The organism is Herbaspirillum lusitanum (assembly GCF_026127345.1).
GTDB lineage: Bacteria > Pseudomonadota > Gammaproteobacteria > Burkholderiales > Burkholderiaceae_D > Herbaspirillum > Herbaspirillum lusitanum.
In genome coordinates this window covers 374195-392872 of record NZ_QXFG01000010.1, presented here as the reverse complement: position 1 = coordinate 392872, position 18678 = coordinate 374195, and the positions used below count along the sequence as shown (strand labels likewise).

Below are 18678 nucleotides of genomic sequence, written 5' to 3'. Positions count from 1 at the left end.
ATGCGCTAGCGTGTACCTGTGCGGAGCGGCCGCAAGACTGACTGCAGCAGGGCATGCCAGGAAGCGTTGCGGCCCCTGATACGCCATCCGGTCACGGCGACCGTCAGCGGATATACCAGGCAAACCAGCACGATGCCGCCTGCCAGCGTCAGGCTGGTGAAGTGTCGCGGTATCAGCGCCAGATAAGCTTCCAGTCCCAACAACAACACCACGCCCGCCACCAGAGGCGGCGCCAGTGCGAACCACACCATGCGTGAATTCAGGCCAAGCGCCCGATGCAATAGCCATTGGGAAATCGGGAATATCACCAGATAGGCGCCGCAAAACGACATACTCATGCCGACCAGGCCGAAGCGGCTGACGCTGGCGGCAGAGGTAATTGCCAGCATCAATTGCGCGATGCTGAGCCACACTGGCAGCCGATTTTTTCCAAGTGAAAAAAACAGGTAATCATTCAACTGAACAATCGAGGAGAGCATGTAAAGGAGCGCCAGGACACCGATGACTGGCGCTGCCGGTAACCATTTCGCACCGAATACGATCTGCACCAGCGGTGTGGCCAGCGCTCCCTGGAAACAGAACAAGGGCAGAATGAAAAACAGAGTGATGCCGATGATTTTCAGATAGCGATTCTGCAATTCAATACGATCTTCCAATGCATCGGAAAACATCGGCAGGGCGACTCTTTGCATCGAACTGGTAATGACCAGATAGACTGCTGAGGTCACGCGCTTGGCCAGGTTGTACAAGCCGGTCGCGTAAGGTCCGAGCAAAAAACCGACCAAGAGAGAATCGCCGTTTGCGTTGGCAAAATTGAGCAAGCCGCTCATGCCGACCTGGCGGATATCGTCCCAGTATTTTTTATACAGTGCGCGATCAAACACCAGCGTCGGCAACCATCTGCTTTGCGCCACCACCAGCACCAGACCCAGGCCGGACGCCACGACCTGCTGCACCACCAGCGATATCGCGCCCGCCCCACTGGCCGCCATTGCGATGCCAATAACGCCGCCTATCATCACCGAAGCGATCGAGCGGATTGCCAGTTGCCGGAACATCATATTGCGCACCAGTCTGGCTTCATAAGCGCGCACCAGACCGAAGAAAAAAATTGAAATGCTCATTCCCTGCAGCACGACTTGCAGATCCTGCGTGCGAAACAGGGAAGAGATCAGCCCCGCCGAAAAAAACATCGCCATGGTCAACAGCAGGCCGGCAATCGAGCAGCAGGTAAACACCCAGGAATACAGCCTGTCGTTCGGCGCCAGGGCGCGCACGATGGGCATGGCGATGGCGTCGAACACGACCAGCCGGGTAAACAAAATGAACAGATGCGCCACCGTCAACAAACCGAAGGCATCCGGCGCCAGAAAGCGCGCCAGCACGGCAAATGCCAGGAACGACAGCACTTGCTGGGCGAGGTTATCGACGATCGACCAGATTGAGCCGGATGCCAGGTTGCCGTTCACGTCTGTTTGAGCTTGTTTGCTCATTTTCGCCATCCTTGCACGCGCGCCAGCAGGCTGACGTATTTGAAGTGCGCTTTGAGAAAATTGCCGCCCGCCATGGCCAACAATGCACCACAGCAGGTGCGCAGGCAGGTGCCGGGGAAATACCAGAACGGATAGGCGTTGATGCGCATCACGCGGCCAATGCCTGCCTCATATTTTTTTTGCCGGTGGCAGGCGTTGTCGTCGAAGTTGGCGGTTTTCACTGGATGGTGCAGCGTTATTTCTTGCAGATATTTCAACTTGAAGCCGTGCTGCAGGCTGCGCAGAAGATAGTCGGTTCCCTCTGCCGCACCCCATTCGGTGCCGGCGCCGACACCCAGCGACTCATCGAACTGGCCGACGGTATCCACGACCTGCCGGCGCAGAAAAATGCTGAATTCGATCGCGCCGCGCCAGACGTTATAGCGGTTCAGCAGCGTGCTGCTGCTCAGCCAGCGACCCTCGGTACGGCCGCTGCCGTCGGTGAAGCGGCCGGTAATGCCATCGAGCTCCTGATGCTGTTGCAGGACGGCGGCCACCTGTGTCAGTAAGCCGTCCGGATACCAGCAATCGTCATCGGGAAAGGCAATCACGTCACCTTTCGCCAGCGACAGGCCGGTATTGCGAGCGCGCGAGGCGCCGCGTGCAGCCGAGCGGAGATGCCGGATCTGCATTTTTTCGCCATACATGGCCATCAGTGGAACCAGACGATCATCGTCATTCTGATCGACGACGATCAGCTCGAAATTTCGATAGTCCTGGGCGTGCAGCGACACTAAAAATCGTGCAACCTCGTCAGTGCGCCCCAGCGTGGCCAACACCAGTGAAAATTTCATCGTGTTCCCTTCGTGCATGTTGTGCATCAGTGTCATATCGCTTGTTACATCCCATACATGGAAATGGACACGGCCTACAGGCCGGTTTTCAAAATGGCCATCTGCGGCTTGTCGCCATTACTGTCGGGTCCCAGGTTGAACGGATAGTCGCCCAGCCATTTGCTGCTGGTCCAATAGGTCCAGCCGCCCCAGGCTGCGCGGTCCTGCATGCCTCCCACGATGGCGCTCAACGCCTGCAGGCAGGGTGGCGTGGGGGCGACGCCGAACTCGCCCAGGAACAAACGCTGCTTGGTCGCCTTGGCCCATGTGGTGATCGCGTTCATGACCGCATTCAGGCGGCCAGGATCGATACAACTTTTTTGGGTGCCGGAGAAATCGGCATCCGCGTATTGATGCACTTCGATCAGGTAATTGTTGGCGGGGTCGTGAAACTGGCTGAAGGCATCCGCATTCGATACACCTTGCTCTTTCGCGAACCAGGCATGGGCGCCGCTCCAGCTGCCACCGGCGACCAGGATCAGATGACGCGATCCGTTTTTGCGCAAGATATCAAGCGTTTCCTGAGCCACTCCTGCCCATGCTGCAATCGGCAATTTGCTGGGCTCGTTCATCAAGCCGAAAGCAGTGTTTTCGGGGGCCTTGAAACGGGCCAGAAGCCGGCTCCACAAGTCGAAAAATGCCTTGCGCGGTACCGCCGGGGAGTCGAGCGGCTTGCCGCGATATTCGCCAAAGTTATGCACATCAAGGATGATGCAGGCGCCTAGCGAACGGGCGGTAGCGACGGTTTGTTCTATTCGTTGCACTTCCGCTTCATCCAGTGGACCGAATAATTGCGGCTGTATCCTTTCCCACAGGAACGGCAAGCGGAATGTGTTCATGCCCGCGGATTGAAAGTAACGCATGTCGTCGGGATCAGGATAGCCGTAGTCCTTGAAGACCGTTCCGGGCAATTTTTCGGCGGCGAACTCCGGCCCGCTCAGGTTGACGCCTGCCAGCCGCTTGCCGTCCAGGCAGCCGGCCACGGCCGCATGGCCGGACAGGAAGCCGGCAGCCAATAGCGCCAGACCGAGCATGCGTCGTACATGGCTGGCCAGGGCGGACCATTGCCAAGGGCACTTACGTGCCGTGATCGATAGGCGCTTTATCATCTGATCTCACTTTCGGTTGGCACAGCAGGGGGATCGTCCGCCAGCGCAAAAAATGGCAGGACTTTGTGCTGCAAGGTCTTCCCCGCGGATTTGATGAGCCGTGCTCCGGGGCGCTCGACGAAGCGATAGCTGAGCCAGGAAAACAGCAGGACCAGCGCGATAAACGGCGCCAGTAACAAGAGCTGCAGGGGGGATTGCAAGGATTCCGGATGCCACTGGCGAAACAGATAAATCACGGGCATGTGCAGCAGATAAATGGAAAAACTGCATTCCCCGCACAAGAGGATGAATTTGTTTTCAAAAACGATCGCCCCGAGTGCGGATGGAAACGACAGGCAAAACACGATCAAGGCACCGAAAACGGCGCCCAGAACGCTGTCATAGAAGGTGTTGTTGCTGGAAAAAGCCAGTGGCAGCCAGCCGCAGAGAATCAATATGGTCGAGACGGCCAGCACGGCATGCAGCAAGCTCAGTGAGGTGCGGTCTCGCTGCCGATCGGATCTGACGACCGAGCGGAGCATGCCGGCGCCGGCGCCGAACAGAAAATAATGCAGTTTCGAGCCGAGGAAGGTGCCTGGAAAAGAAGCCCGATACGACAACAAAATCAGACTGCACAGCACCAGCAGCAGTAGCGGGAGCAGCTCCCTCCGGCTCCGGTAGCGGCTGACAGCAGCCCAGAACAACACAAACAGGAAATAGAATTCAACCTCGGGCGTGATGCTCCAGAATACCGATACGTTGCCCGAGAAGAGCAGATGGCGCAGGATGTTTTGTTCAGATATGTTGTAGACAAAATGCGGATCAAGCTGTGTATAGATGAAAAAGGACGCCAGCAAAATGACCAGATAAGCCGGCGCAATTCTGGAAAATCTGTGGATGGCATATTCAGTGACTGTCTTGATCGAGAATTGCTTGTCCAGATAAAGATAGGCCATCAAAAAACCACTGAGCGAGAAGAAAATCATCACGCCGAGTTCTCCGGATAAATGGTTTTTCCATGGCAGTGCAAACCATTCCACGCTATGGCCATACACCACCAGCAGCGCGGCCATGCCGCGCAATCCCGTGATGGCGTCGATTCTGTCGTGATTTCCTGGCTGATCCATCGCTGCCACCATCAATTCAGCAAGGTTTGATAGACGTCGACATACTTGGTCGCGATACGCCGCCAGCTATAGCGTTCGACGAACGACTGCACTTGCGCGCGCCGGCGTGCGTAATCAGAGCTTGTTTCTTCGTGCAGTCTGGCTATTTGCGCGACCTTGGCCGCCACATTTTCTTGCGTCAGTACCAAACCGGCGGGAGCGTGTTCGAGCAGATGGCGAAACGGTGGAATATCGCTCAATATCGGAATCAGTCCGGCACTCATTGCTTCAATCGGCGCGATGCCGAAACCTTCGTGCCGGGACAGGCAGATGAAATAGCTGGATTGGCGGATCAAGGCCGCCAATTCATGATCAGAAGGGTTCGCAACAATCTGCACCGCCGCCGTCAAATGCTGTTGCACCACCAGGTCCCGCAATTGCTCCGCGCCGAGATCGTATTCGCGGCCGGCGATGATCAGTTTCCAGCCGGATTCGCGCGTGGCCAGTTGTTTGAACAGGTCCAGCATTTCCAGCAAGCCTTTGTTGGCCGACCAGCGGCCGAAATAGATCAGCGTCCGGGTCGATTCAACTGAGGAATGATCCCGGTATTTCTCGACATCGACGCCGTTCTCGATCACGCTCAGTTTCGGCGATTTGACAATGTCGCGGAAAATATCGCCGTCGTTGTCGCTGGTGGCGATGATCTTGTCGTAAGCCATGCAGGAAGCGCGCGTGATGGTATTGAAATAGAGTCGCTTGAGCCCGGATGCAAACTTGGTGTGAAAAAAGCCGCCATGCGTGGATGCCACCAGCGGCCGCTTGTGCAGTTTTTTAGTCGCGGCCAGGTAGTCAAAGAAGAAATCGATGCCATGCACATGTATTACATCGGCGTCTTCCAGATGCCCCAGAACTTGCGGGCAAAAGGGGTAGCGGCTGGTGCCGTGATACGGCAGGCGTACGACGCCGACGCCGTTGATCAAGGCTTCCGGTTCGAGCAGTTCGGCAGAGTTCCTGAACAGGCGATTGAGCGTAACTATCCTGGGAAGCTGTCCGTGCTGCTCGCGCTGCAGGCGGGCAATATTCTGAACCACATTTTCCATGCCACCGATGGACGGGGCATATTGGCGCACGATATGCGTGACTTTAATAGGCATGTCGATTTTCCTTTTCATCACTCTGGCGGCTTGCCATGCAGCCGATCAGAAACCATAAGATCCCGGCAGTTTTCAATGCAAAAAGAGACGTTCCGCTGACACATAGAATGAGTGAGATGTACACCGTGGCGGATGCGCGCAGACGTGCGCCGCGCGGGTCTTGCATGTTGATCATCCAGAACGCGGCCCACAGAAACAGGCAGAGCAGCAAGCCCAGTCGGGTGAGCAGGGAGGGATAGCCCATGTCGCCGTAATTGGTGTTGAAGCCATCCAGGCCGAAGATCATGGGCAGGTCCAGGCTCTGCAAGGTTCGGCCGCTGACATACAGGCGGCCGACGATGTTGTCGCCATACTGGGTGCCGAAATAAGTTGCCAGAAAAATCAGCAGGGCAACGCAGATCGCCGGCAAGAGCATCATCCATCCATGGTGTTTCCCCAGCGGCAGGCAACGCAGCAGCACCAGAAGCGCCACGGTAATCATGCCGTAGCGCGAATCACTCAAGGCGATCATGACGGCGGCCGCCAGCACGAAAAAAACTGCCTCCTTGATCTGCTCGCGGTTCTTGACCAGCCCCCAGGCGGCGACGATGACGGCAAAATTTCCCAACGATACCGGCTCCAGAAAAATGGACGAGATGCGATGGTTGCCGAGCAGGGATGGCAAGATGGTGCGGCCGATTCCTTCCGGCCGGATGCCGTTCAATCCCAATACGCTACCCGTGGCCCAGTTGGAACCTGCCGCCAGACCGCCCTGGCTCACGTAGTAGGAAAAGATATTGAAGATGCGGGAAAACCAGTCCAGTAAAAACAATTCGAAAAAACCGAACACCAGCACCAGTGCAATCAACCACTTCAGCACACGGTCGGCGTATGGCACGCTGCCCAGCTGCCGCCCCAGGCCATAAAACAGGATGGGAATCATCACATCCCGGAATCCCTTGGGGTCGAGCTGATTGCGCAAGATTGCCCACAGCAACAGATAGGCCGCGGTGAGACTGCCGATGACCAGCAGTTCGAGCTGGACGCGCCGCGCCAGTACGACGATGCAGGCGAGATAGATGACCGCTTCGGCCAGCGCGACATCGGTCATGGAGATGTTGTGCAGATTGGTGTGAATCGCGCACAGCAAGGCCTGATAAGTCAGCGCGCTCAGCAGTATCCAGAAAGCCGGCGTGGCCAGACGGAGCTGGGCCTGAGCCGGACTGCCGGCCATCTGCCCCGGCTGCCCCGGCTGCCCCGGCTGCATGATCTGGCTCCCATTCATCAGAAACTCACCATGACAGAACCGACGATTTCGGCGCCGCTGTGCCGCAACTGATCGCTGACGTTGGCAAGATCGCTGATCCGCGTATGATCTTTGCGGATCACCAGCAATACGCCACCGGCACGCGCGGCGACAGCCAAGGCATCGCCCGTGCTGAGCAACGCAGGGGTGTCGTACAAGACGACGTCGAAGCGTTCGCACAGGGTTTGATTGACCGCATTGAAGCTGGCGCGGTTGAGCAATTCCTGTGGATTGGGGGCGGGAGATCCGGCTGGCAACAGCGACAGATCGACAAATGAATCAATCATCTCGATCATGTTCAGGTCGCTGCGCCCAGCCAAGACATCGGCTAACCCGCTCTCGGTCGGCAGATTGAAGATATGATGCTGACGCGGCGCACGCAAATTCGCATCGACCACCAGCGTCTGCACTCCCAGTTGCGCAAAGACCACGGCCAGGTTGGCTGTCAGCAAGCTGGTGCCGTCACCGGAGTTGACACTGGTAACGGCGAGTTTCTTGCGGCTGGCGCTGAACCAGCGCGACATCAGCTGGCTGCGTATTGAACGCAACTCTTCGACCTCCACGCTGAACGGACGGTAAGCGGCGATCAGCGTCGAGGGAAAATTGCCGCTGCCATCTTGCAGGTAGGGATAGTCGAACTGACGCGACAACACTTGCTGGATATCATCTTCACAGATCAAGCCGAGACGTTTTGCCGCCTCGCCGAAACGCAGGCCCTCGCGTTTTTGCATCAGACGCACCGTTTCGACCTGCTGCAGTGTGAGCTTGCCTTGCTCAACCAGCATGTGGCCGATGTGAGAGTCCTTATATGATGATGCTGTGTTGGCGGCGCTCAGTATGGAATGCATAGGTTTGTTCATGTGGGCTCCCTGTCAAGCTGGTCTGGATGTCTGGCGATCAATGCGATAAAAAAAGATTTGAAAATCCAGACTTGCGTAGCGGTTTTCTCCAGGCGACGGCTCCCAGCACTGGCGCTTGCAATACCGTCAGCAAGTCATCGCTGGATCGCACGCGCCGGTTGGTCAGTTCAGCCAGGATCGCCAGCGCCAGGCCCAACGTGGCGCCAAGCAATACTGCCAGCACGGCATTGAGCGCGATATTCGGGCTGGCCGGTCGTCCCGGGATCACGGCTGGATTCAGCAGCACCACGTCGGATTGGTTGGCATTACCTTCCAGGTCGGTCTGGGCCAGCCGCTGCGCGGCAGCGTCATAGGCGTGCTGGGCGTTTTCCACATCCTTGCTGAGCACCGACAATTCATCGCGCGCCCGATTCATCTGCAGCAGCTTGGCAGTCTGTGCCTCCAAGGCTGCGCGTATTTCTGCTTCGCGCTGGCGCAAGATACGGCCGTTATTGGCCACGCTGTTATTGGTTGAACTGATGCTGTTGTTCAGTGCCGCCTGCAATCTGTCGACCTCGGCTTTGGCGGCCTGGTACTGAGGATGGTTGTGGTCCAGGTTTTGCGACAGCATCGCGAACTTCGCTTGCGCTTGCGCCAAAGACGCTTTCAGATTTTGGATCAGCATGTTGCTCGCCACATCCGGCGAGTCCCTGCCATCGCGGCCCATGGCCTGGCTGCCGCGCGAGGATGCTTCGATGGCCTGGCTCTGGGCCTGGACCAGTTGGGTCGACAATTCGTTCAGGCGTGCAGTGGCGACGTCGACACTGCTGTCCGTGCTGACGATACCGTGATCTTGCTGATATTTTGAGAGTTTGTTTTGCGCCTGTTCCAAAGCGCTGCGCAAGGTCTTGACTTGCGTCGAGAAATACTGCGAAGCCTGCTGCAAAGGGGCCAGCTTGATTTGCAAGTTGATCTGCTGATAGGCTGCGGCGAAGGCGTTGGCAACGCTGGCAACGAATTTCGGATCGCTGCCTTTGGCGCTGATTTCGATCACGCTGCTTTCCCTCGAAGGCGCCAGCTCTACCATCTTCAACAAGGAATCGGCTAACCAGTCGCGCATTGAGACGTTGCCATTGGCGACCTTCTGGTAGCGTTGTTGGGCATTGGGGTCGTCGGCCAGCCTCAGATTGTCAACCACTTTCAGCGCTACGCTCCTGCTGGTGACGATGTCCATTTGAGTCGCCATGTAGCCGGATACCTGTTGCGCCGCCAGAACGTGACCGGAGACGGGGTCGGTGCCCTTGTAGTTGAGCAGCAATGAGGTCGTTGCCCGATAGGTTTTTGGCAAGGCGAGACTCACCGCGACGGTCGCCGCTATCACGATCAGCAAGGTCGTCAGAATGAGTTTGTAGCGCGTGCGGACGATGGTCCGTATCTGAAAAAAAGTCATGGCAACTCCGTCCTGTTGCAGGCCGAAAAATGGCGGCGAAAGAATCGTTCGATAGCGGTGTGCATCAGAACAAACTCTCTTTCACATACACGATGTCATCTGCCTTCAGCACCGTATTGTTCTTTGCGTCGATCATTTGCAGATTGCCGCTGGCATCGCGTCGTTTGATCCGCAGGCCGCGTTCGGTGCCGCGTGGGGTCAATCCGCCGCCCACGGACAAGGCTTGCAGCACAGTCATGTCGGCTTCCAGCCGGTAGCCGCCGGGATGCTGCACTTCACCGTAGATATAGAATTTCGGCGCGCGATCGACATACACCGTGTCGCCGTTGCGCAATTCCAGATCCGGTGTCATCTCGGGTGAATGAACTATCTGAGCCAGATTGATCACTTGTTTGCTGGACTGGCCATTGCGCATGCCAATGACGGTGACGGTATCGCCGCCGTCGGGGCCGACGCCGCCGGCCATCGCCAGCATGTCCGTTACCTTGCGCTGGCCGCTGATGACATAGCGTCCGGGATGCAAGACCTGCCCGAGCACCGACACCATCTGGCTTTGCACCTTGGTGACGAGAATGTTGACTTGTGCCTTACGCAGGAAGCCTCCTTGCGTCAGCAGCGCGGAGATTTTCTTTTCGGCGTCGGCGACAGGCAAGCCGCCGACGCCGACATTGCCGATCAGCGGAAAGGTGATGTCGCCGGCATCGCTGACTTGCGTTTCCAGGTTCAGATCGGGATTGCCGAAGACCGAGATTTTCACGGTATCGCCGGCCCCTAATGGCGTATCCGCTGCGAACGCGGAAGTGCAGCAAAGAAGCAGCAACCAGATTGCCAGTATGGCTTGAGGGAATCGTGGTTTCATCATATTCATCCTGTACCTTATTTGGTGATTGCAACGATGGATTTGTCTTGGACAAAATGGCGGTCTGCATGCACGGCGGGGGCATTGGCGGCGGCAGTCTTTGGTTGGCCGGGCAAGGTCATGACTAAAGTCGATGTGTTCTCAACTATCAATGCAGCGGGTTTCTCGACGTATTCGATCTTCGCCGCAGACCGCAGCCGTGCAATTTCTGCCGCGGAGACTTCCTGCATTTTTTTGTTGAGCAGATAGCGCTCGATCTGCGGGTACGCGATTTCCTCTGTGACGGGGCTATCTTTCCACTCGGTCAACATGCACAACCGGTCTCGCTGCCCGTCTTTCAAGATAAAGAAACGGTTGTGCCTGAGCTTCTGAAGCCGTTCGGCAACGTCGGGCGGCAATTCGCCGCTGGTATAGGAAAGCTTGCCTTTGTCATAGGCAATGGCATGCTTTTTCAACCAGCTTTCGATCTGATCCAGGGAGCGGGCAGAATCCATCATCGTCTTGAGCGGCAAGCTCAGGTCGCGGTCAACAATACTCAACTGCTGGATATTAAAAATCTTCCGATTCGCAAACAGTTCCGGGTGCGCTTTGAAATAGGCATCGACTTCCGCCCTGGACGGTTTTACCCGGTTTGCCTCTATCGATTCCAGGTAGGCCTGGACAATCGCCTGGGTCTTGAAACGATTGACGACCTGTATCAATTTCGGATTGCGGTCGAGCTTGTTGCGCATGGCTTCGTCGAGCAGGATCTGGCGATCAATCAAGGCCTCCAGTGCCTGCCCGCGTACTGGCGGATGTTGCTCCATGCCTTTGGCGCCGCCGGCATACTTCAATTCGGTTTCCAGCTGAAACGCGGTGATCGGTTTGCCATCGACACGGGCCAGCACTTTGCCGGTATTTTTTTCCTTATCGCCGCAAGCCGACAAACTCACGACAGTCAGCAAGAGTGCAATGCCGACTGCCTTTCGTTGTGAAAAAGCAGTCGACATTTTCTCCATTGGATAAAGAGCCATGGTTAGCATGGAATCACGCAATCCTTGGCGCAGCCGATATCGATGTGGACGGGAAGCCGATCGAAGCCCGCATCGAGCGCGGCCGGATCTGATACAGCAAGAAGCCAATCCCTAGCAGAAACAGGCTCCAGCGTGCAGGTTTTTGTAGCGGCTGCGCCTGAAAATCCCGCAGGAAATAAAACAGGGAATCATCCGTAATATTCAGTGTGGAGGTCGTTGATGCCACTTCCATCGGACTGTTGAGGGCAGGTGAATAGCCCACCGCAAGCAACTGGCCGCCCAGGGACGCAGTATCGCGAGCGGCATCCGTTTCGCCAAAGACCACAGAAGCAGCGGAGACCAGCCCGGCGGAAGGCGTTGCACGGCTGCCTGGCAACGCCGGCAGTGGATTGATCACGCTGGCTGGATAAGCATCGACGGCCTGCACATACGTTCCCCTGTGCTGGTTTGTATCAATTTCAAAAAGCGGCGTGGCGGCGCTGGCAGCGTCGCAAGAAGTGGTAAATAAAACGGTCATCAACAACTTGGTTCTTTGCATGATGCTTCTCCAGATAAAAATTCATCACATCGGGATCGATCTCCAGCGCTGCATGCGATCGTGGCTATGTCTCCTGCCATCCTTTTTTGCTATGGATCAATCAGTAAGCGTTATCTTTTTTCAAGACTTCTTTGACGGTGCGAACGATGATCCATAAATCCAGCGTCAAGGACCAATTGCGCAGGTATTCAAGGTCGTATGCAATGCGCGAACGCATTTTGTCCAGGGTATCGGTCTCGCCGCGATAGCCGTTTACCTGGGCCCAGCCGGTAATGCCGGGCTTCACCTTGTGCCGCAACATATAGCCGCTGATGAGTTTTCGATAAAGCTCGTTATGTGCGACTGCGTGGGGGCGTGGACCGACGATACTCATACGCCCCTGCAGCACGTTAAAAAATTGCGGCAATTCGTCGAGCGAGGTGCGCCGTAAAAATCCGCCAAAACGGGTAACGCGAACGTCGTTCTTTTTGGCCTGATCGACTTTGTCGCCGTCTTCTGCGACCGTCATTGAACGAAATTTATAGACCACGATTTCTTCGCCATTCAGGCCATAACGGCGCTGAGCAAAGATGATTTTTCCGGGGGATGAAAGTTTGACGCCGCAGGCAATCACCAGCATGACGGGCAACAACATGAGCTGAATCATCAAGGCCAAAACAATGTCGCTGCCGCGCTTGACGACACCGCGCAGGCCGGTGAAGGGTGTTTCCCAGATGCCGATCACCGGCACACCGCCGACATGATCAAGGCGAGCTTGTATGAAACCATGGGTATAGATATCCGGCACCAGATAGACCGAGGCCGTGGTGTCGCGCAATTCTTCCATCAGCGCCAGAACTTTGTGTTGCTCCGTCATGGGCAGGCAGATAAAGATCGTTCTGATCTTGTGTTCCTGGACATACGCGCTGACATCGGCAATGGCGCCAAGGTGAGGGCTGGAAAAAGGCGCGTGCAGGTTCGCCAATTCATCCGGATTGGCAAAGAATCCGCGGATGTCGAGACTCTGACTTGCCTTGCCCTGCGATGCCAGACGGCTAAGCATGCCGCCCTCAGGGTCGTTGGTGCCGACGATCACCGCAGAGCGCACTTCCGGATGCTTGCCGAAGTGGAAGGCCAGCATGTACGCAGTCAACCGGCTCAGCAGCAATGCAACCGGCGCGCTGACAAACCAGATGGCGATGACCTTGTCGGAAAACTCATAGCGCAAGCCGGTACCTTGTCCAATGAGCGCCAGAAGGGTGATGATGATCGCCCATCCCAGAAAAATATCAACGGCATACGCATGTTGTTTGCCGACGTGCAAAGTGCGATACAGGTCGATCTGTTCGTAGATATAGGAGGATACGAAGAAGGCGATGATCATCAACACCAGATAGCTGCCCGTGAATACTTCGTCCTGTATCAAGATGCTCATGTACAAGGAGCCAAGAATAATCAGCGGGTCGAGCAGGCGTTTGAAGAATGAAACCAGGGGGATGTCATTTTCGGTCATGATCGGTCACCTCAAAACGTATAGCGTGTGGTGAGCATCACGCCGTTGCTTACGTAGCCACCCGCAGCATTCTGGAGGGTCTGGGTGCTACGCGTGCCAGACAGCTGGATGCGCCATTGCCGGGTCGGGTTATAGACCAGGCTCAGTGCCATGTCGCGCAACGTGTCGTTGGGATAGGCGGCGCCCAGCTCGGATGATTGGTTGAAATTTCTTTCTATATATCTGTATTGCGCCACCAGCCGGATCTGTTCAGAATATTGCCAACTCGATCCAATGCTGGCGCCGTGATTCAGCGAATACACGACGGAGACGTCATCGATCGCACCGATTTCCCGCCAGCCGGCGACGGACACTGCAATTTTTCCCGTGGCCAGCCAATCGGCGGAGACGCGCGTATTGATGCCGCTGAAATTGCGCGAAGAAAATTCATCCTGTTTGCGGCTCACCCAGCCGCCCAGAAAATGCAGCGTGGTCTTGCCGGTTAACAGCCAATCGACCTTGGCCTTGAGTTCGTCCTGGCTATAGCCGTTCAAGACCGCGATGGCGCCGTTCAATTCCGGATTGGGATAGTCGGCTTTGATATGACGCAGCTGCAGGCCGATGGTACTGCCGCTGGGAGCCAGATAATCCAATCCCAGTTCCTCTTGATTCTGGGTGTTGTTGCCTGGTTGTTGCGATGCGAGGTCGTACCATAACTTGCTGTGCACCAGTCCGCCCCGCAGACGCCAGCTGGGCCCTAGCAGCCAGCTGCCGTCTGCGTAAAACTTCTCGGTGGTGCGTAAATTACGTTCCAGTAAATGGAAGTCGATGAAAGGTGTCAGGCCTTGCGTATAGCTGGTGCCGACATTGCCCTGAAACTGTTGACCGGCATGCCAGTTCCAATTCAGCGCTGCATTTTTGTCGATATGATCGAGTTGGCTGAATCTGTCGTAATTGACTTTGGCGGCATTCAGATTGGCCGTGAGGTGTTGCTGACTGAAAGTCTTGTCCACCGTCAGGCCGAATAGTGCGCTGCGTGTGAAATCGGATAAATTGCTGCCGATCCCCATGGTTTGCGCAGACGCCGCACTTGGCAATCTCAGCAGATTACTGTCGTAGCTGATGCCGTAACCCACATACGGCGTGACGGCATCCGGTGTAGGAATGACGATGTCGGGCGGCGGAATATAGTCGGTCTGCACAGCATCCCCGGCAAAGGCCGGTGCTGCTGCGCAAGAGCACATCGGTATCAGGAGAACGCTTTTCCACGGTAAACCGCAAAACAGGACACGTCTTCCGACGAGGCTTTTTATTGGTCTGCTCATCAATGATCTTTCTGGCATAAAGAATGACGTACAAACGCGTAACTGCGCACCACAGACCGTTTTTACGACTGCTCATTACATGGCGAGCAGGCCGAAAAATAGTAAGGATGTACGCCGATAAGCCGCTTTGTGTTTTTCTAAGCGCGACGAGAGACCATTGCTCTGAATCGTTGGAGTGATTCAGGCAGGTGGCAATTGCATAAAAAAATCTGGTGTCGGCTGTGCACGTGCGTGCCGCCGCCTCGCAGTTATCGCTTTGCGTCAAGATGCACTAGCGGCAATCAGAACGCTTGTCACCGATAACCATAACCACGCGAGGAATTCTAAAGACTTGAATCGAAAAATAATGAACGGAATTGCACGGAGGTTTCGCAATGAACGCAATGGTTGGCATGGGCGTTTATCGCGACGGAACTATTCTTTAAGGCGGGGGCCAGGAGCTGCGAGGGAACGTTTGTTTGCATGGTCCTTCCTTTAACAAATTACTGAGCAAGCATGGCTGTGCCCATAAAGAAAATAAGTAGAGTCAGCTTGGTCATTTATTGACTGCCGTTCTAAAGCAATTCAAAGTCAACGGTCCTTTTGAAGTGCCTCGGGTGCGTTTTTCATGGCATGTTGCAGGACAACATTAAGACCGGGGAGGAACTGTGTAGGTTCAGATTAAAAACGAATTGTTACATCTTGCTTTTTAATAATTCACAAGATGCCAACTGTGATGTTGGGGTGCACCAAATTGGATTTCTGAAGAGCCCCAGATCTGGGAATTGGACGGGAATAACAAGCAAGGGAACTGTTCCGCTGAGACAGGTGAGCCGCTCGTGCGCATGGTGTGCAAGCTCATGGGCAGACTTTACCTAGACGGGCGTGCAGTGGAGTCCATTTGATCGCTGGCGCGTAGGCGGGCTTTCTTGTCCGTGCGTTGCAAAGCAGCGTAACAACGCTACTAATTTGCTATAATTATGCGATGTTGCATCGTCGCACGCTTAAAGTGCATGGTGTAATCATGTTTTTGCAGTATTCCCTATTCAGCATGTAAGAGCGAGAAAGGCAAACCGGTTATGACACCGCGAACTACCACCAAGGTCTCTACGCGACGCTAGTCGGGTTCTTTTTCGTCTCTGAAAAAGCGCGGCTGGTCCGCGTTTTTTTTCGTCCTTATTTTCCGCATTTATAAATCAAGCTTCGGCAAAATTTGCCGGGATGGAGTTCAAAATGGTTTCAGTTCGTCTCCCCGATGGTTCGCAGCGTCAATTCGATGCGCCCGTCACCGTGGCGCAGGTCGCCGCCAACATCGGCGCGGGTTTGGCCAAGGCGGCGCTGGCCGGCAAGGTCGACGGCAAGCTGGTCGATACTTCTTTCCTGATCGAAAAAGATTCCGATCTGGCGATCGTCACCGACAAGGATGCGGACGGTCTGGAAGTGATCCGCCACTCGACCGCCCACTTGCTGGCGTATGCCGTGAAAGAACTGTTCCCCGATGCGCAGGTGACGATCGGGCCGGTGATCGACAACGGCTTCTATTACGACTTCGCGTACAAGCGTCCATTCACGCCGGAAGACCTGGCCGCGATCGAAAAGAAAATGGCCGAGCTGGCCAAGAAGGACGAGCCCGTCACGCGCAAGGTGTTGCCGCGCGACGAAGCCGTGGCTTACTTCAAATCCATCGGCGAAGCCTACAAGGCCGAGATCATCGAATCCATCCCGCAAGACCAGGATGTGTCGCTCTATACCGAAGGCAGCTTCACCGACTTGTGCCGCGGTCCGCACGTGCCGTCGACCGGCAAGCTGAAGGTGTTCAAGCTGATGAAGCTGGCCGGCGCCTACTGGCGCGGCGACTCCAACAACGAGATGTTGCAGCGTGTCTACGGCACCGCCTGGGCCAAGAAGGAAGACCAGGAAAGCTACCTGCACATGCTGGAAGAGGCCGAAAAGCGCGATCACCGCAAGCTGGGCCGCGCGCTGGACTTTTTCCATTTTCAGGATGAAGCGCCAGGCCTGATTTTCTGGCATCCGAAGGGCTGGTCGATCTGGCAGCAGGTCGAGCAATACATGCGTCGCGTGTACCAGGACAGCGGCTATCAGGAAGTCAAGGCACCGCAAATCCTGGACCGCTCGCTGTGGGAAAAAACCGGCCACTGGGAAAACTATCGTGAAAACATGTTCACGACCGAGTCGGAAAACCGCGCTTATGCGTTGAAGCCGATGAACTGCCCGGGCCATATCCAGATCTACAACTCCGGCCTGCACAGCTACCGCGATCTGCCGCTGCGTTACGGCGAGTTCGGCCAATGCCACCGCAACGAGCCGTCCGGCGCGTTGCATGGCATGATGCGCGTGCGCGGCTTTACTCAGGATGACGGCCATATTTTCTGTACCGAAGACCAGATCCAGGACGAAGTCGCCGCCTTCAACAAGGTGGTGCGTGAAGTCTATGACAACTTCGGCTTTACCGACGTCGCCGTGAAGCTGGCGCTGCGTCCGGAAAAGCGTATCGGCGAAGAAGCCGTCTGGGACAAGGCCGAAAACGCCTTGCGTGAAGCCATCCGTGCTTCCGGCACAGAATGGGAAGAACTGCCGGGCGAGGGCGCATTCTACGGTCCGAAGATCGAATACCACCTGAAGGATTCGATCGGTCGTTCCTGGCAATGCGGCACGATGCAGGTCGATTTCTCCATGCCGGCGCGCCTGGGTGCGGAATATGTCACGGAAGACAATGATCGCAAGGTCCCGGTCATGCTGCACCGGGCGATTGTCGGCTCGCTGGAGCGTTTCATCGCGATTCTGATCGAAAATCACGCCGGTGCCATGCCGCTGTGGCTTGCTCCTGAGCAAGTTGTGATCCTGAATATTTCCGATGCGCAAGCCGATTATGTCAAAAACGTTGCTCAAACGCTGAAAAAACAAGGGTTTAGAGTGGTGACCGATTTGCGTAACGAGAAGATTACCTATAAAATACGGCAGCATTCTTTACAGAAGCCGCCCTATATTCTGGTGGTCGGCGATAAAGAGCGCGATACAAACACAGTGGCCGTGCGTGCGCGGGGCAATGTCGATCTGGGTGTCATGCCTATCGACGTCTTGGTGGAGCGCCTCAGAACCGAGGTGGAAACCAAAGCCTAAAGGAGCAAAGCTCCTTCCAGCGCAAGAGCACGGCTTAATTTATTGGACGTTAAAAGGAAACTGCAATAGCTACTGACAAGTCGCATCGCATCAACGGTGAAATTACTGCACCGGAATTGCGTTTATCCGGGGTCAATAACGAGCCGCTTGGCATCGTCAATTTGGCTGAAGCTTTCCGTCTGGCGGAAGAGGCTAATGTGGATCTGGTGGAAATCGCACCGACCGCACAACCTCCTGTTGCGCGCCTGATGGATTATGGCAAATTCAAATATCAGGAGCAGAAGAAAGCTCATGAAGCCAAGCTGAAGCAGAAAGTCATTCAGGTCAAGGAAGTCAAATTCCGCCCTGGCACGGATGACGGCGATTACAACATCAAGGTGCGTAACCTGACCAAGTTCCTGGAAGAAGGTGACAAGACCAAGATCACGCTGCGTTTCCGCGGCCGTGAGATGGCTCACCAGGAAATCGGCATGCGCGTGTTGGAGCGCTTGAAGGTTGACCTGGAGCCGTTTGGCCAGGTCGAGCAGTTTCCAAAGATGGAAGGACGCCAGATGATCATGGTCCTGGCGCCTAAAAAGAAGAAGTAATTGTAAGCAAGCAGAATTAAAGAAGAAGCAGCCATGCTTCTTCGCGCATCGCAGGATAAGTCTTTGCGATGCGTATTCCGGTCCAGCAAGCGATAGCTGTAGCGAAGCCGAGGATTTTGTCGGGAAGCAGTTGTTTTGTTTCTCGCAAAAGCAGCAATGAAAATTGCTGCCAATAAGTGAGAGCAGGCATCAAAGAGCAGCGTATTGCTGCCACCTGCAATCATCAAAAAATGGAGCTGTCCAATAAAGGACAGATAGTGTCATGCCAAAAATGAAGACGAAAAGCAGCGCCAAAAAGCGCTTTCGTGTACGTCCAGGTGGAACGATCAAATGTGGTCACGCTTTCAAGCGTCACATCTTGACCAAGAAAACCACAAAAGTTAAACGCCAGTTGCGCGGTATTACCAATGTCAATGCTGCAGACGTCGTATCAGTCATGCGCATGATGCCGAACGCTTAACCTCACTCATTACTAAGG

Annotated in this window: 16 protein-coding genes; 3 read left to right on the top strand and 13 right to left on the bottom strand. The window is 55.5% G+C overall.

Translation table 11 applies throughout. The annotated features are described in order from the left end of the window. Positions 1 to 5: 5 nt before the first annotated feature. The 13 genes from DXT88_RS16605 to epsL form a co-directional block, all read right to left on the bottom strand. Positions 6 to 1493 (bottom strand): lipopolysaccharide biosynthesis protein, encoded by a 1488-nt coding sequence (locus DXT88_RS16605; protein ID WP_265215084.1) that lies wholly within the window; start codon positions 1491 to 1493, stop codon positions 6 to 8. Next, positions 1490 to 2326, bottom strand: a complete 837-nt coding sequence (locus tag DXT88_RS16600) for a glycosyltransferase family 2 protein (protein ID WP_265215083.1) — start codon at positions 2324 to 2326, stop codon at positions 1490 to 1492. The genes DXT88_RS16605 and DXT88_RS16600 overlap by 4 nt, the downstream gene beginning before the upstream one ends. Before the next feature lie 74 nt (positions 2327 to 2400). Further along, the gene (locus DXT88_RS16595) at positions 2401 to 3474 is read right to left on the bottom strand and encodes a glycoside hydrolase family 5 protein (RefSeq protein ID WP_029363345.1); all 1074 of its coding nucleotides are present in this window, start codon (positions 3472 to 3474) and stop codon (positions 2401 to 2403) included. Next, on the bottom strand, positions 3471 to 4580 hold the full coding sequence (locus DXT88_RS16590) for an acyltransferase family protein (protein WP_265215081.1): 1110 nt from the start codon (positions 4578 to 4580) through the stop codon (positions 3471 to 3473). The genes DXT88_RS16595 and DXT88_RS16590 overlap by 4 nt, the downstream gene beginning before the upstream one ends. 11 nt (positions 4581 to 4591) lie before the next feature. Further along, on the bottom strand, positions 4592 to 5713 hold the full coding sequence (locus tag DXT88_RS16585) for a glycosyltransferase family 4 protein (RefSeq protein ID WP_016833839.1): 1122 nt from the start codon (positions 5711 to 5713) through the stop codon (positions 4592 to 4594). After that, positions 5703 to 6977, bottom strand: coding sequence for a polysaccharide polymerase (locus tag DXT88_RS16580; RefSeq protein ID WP_265215077.1), 1275 nt, complete (start codon positions 6975 to 6977; stop codon positions 5703 to 5705). Before DXT88_RS16580 ends, DXT88_RS16585 begins: the two co-directional genes overlap by 11 nt. Then, positions 6977 to 7858, bottom strand: a complete 882-nt coding sequence (epsG, locus tag DXT88_RS16575) for a chain length determinant protein tyrosine kinase EpsG (protein WP_029363348.1) — start codon at positions 7856 to 7858, stop codon at positions 6977 to 6979. Before epsG ends, DXT88_RS16580 begins: the two co-directional genes overlap by 1 nt. 37 nt (positions 7859 to 7895) lie before the next feature. Continuing rightward, the gene (gene epsF, locus DXT88_RS16570; RefSeq protein ID WP_016833842.1) at positions 7896 to 9287 is read right to left on the bottom strand and encodes a chain length determinant protein EpsF; all 1392 of its coding nucleotides are present in this window, start codon (positions 9285 to 9287) and stop codon (positions 7896 to 7898) included. 64 nt (positions 9288 to 9351) lie between these two features. Beyond that, the gene (gene epsE / locus DXT88_RS16565) at positions 9352 to 10044 is read right to left on the bottom strand and encodes a polysaccharide export protein EpsE (RefSeq protein ID WP_016833843.1); all 693 of its coding nucleotides are present in this window, start codon (positions 10042 to 10044) and stop codon (positions 9352 to 9354) included. Positions 10045 to 10163: 119 nt separating this feature from the next. After that, positions 10164 to 11168, bottom strand: coding sequence for an EpsD family peptidyl-prolyl cis-trans isomerase (locus tag DXT88_RS16560; protein ID WP_238533962.1), 1005 nt, complete (start codon positions 11166 to 11168; stop codon positions 10164 to 10166). Positions 11169 to 11172: 4 nt separating this feature from the next. Beyond that, positions 11173 to 11697, bottom strand: a complete 525-nt coding sequence (locus tag DXT88_RS16555) for a hypothetical protein (RefSeq protein WP_265215072.1) — start codon at positions 11695 to 11697, stop codon at positions 11173 to 11175. Between the two features lie 100 nt (positions 11698 to 11797). Then, complete coding sequence (locus DXT88_RS16550) at positions 11798 to 13189, bottom strand: undecaprenyl-phosphate glucose phosphotransferase (protein WP_265215070.1); 1392 nt, start codon at positions 13187 to 13189, stop codon at positions 11798 to 11800. An 11-nt stretch (positions 13190 to 13200) separates the two neighbouring features. Then, on the bottom strand, positions 13201 to 14493 hold the full coding sequence (epsL, locus tag DXT88_RS16545; protein WP_265215068.1) for an XrtB/PEP-CTERM-associated polysaccharide biosynthesis outer membrane protein EpsL: 1293 nt from the start codon (positions 14491 to 14493) through the stop codon (positions 13201 to 13203). 1212 nt (positions 14494 to 15705) lie between these two features. On the opposite strand from epsL, the gene thrS reads away from it, so the two are divergent. From thrS to rpmI, 3 genes are all read left to right on the top strand, one after another. Continuing rightward, on the top strand, positions 15706 to 17613 hold the full coding sequence (gene thrS, locus DXT88_RS16540; protein ID WP_029363350.1) for a threonine--tRNA ligase: 1908 nt from the start codon (positions 15706 to 15708) through the stop codon (positions 17611 to 17613). A 65-nt stretch (positions 17614 to 17678) separates the two neighbouring features. Beyond that, entirely contained in the window at positions 17679 to 18200 is a 522-nt protein-coding gene (infC, locus tag DXT88_RS16535) for a translation initiation factor IF-3 (RefSeq protein WP_083457935.1), read from the top strand. 262 nt (positions 18201 to 18462) lie between these two features. Then, positions 18463 to 18660, top strand: a complete 198-nt coding sequence (gene rpmI, locus DXT88_RS16530; RefSeq protein ID WP_083830894.1) for a 50S ribosomal protein L35 — start codon at positions 18463 to 18465, stop codon at positions 18658 to 18660. Positions 18661 to 18678: the final 18 nt, after the last annotated feature.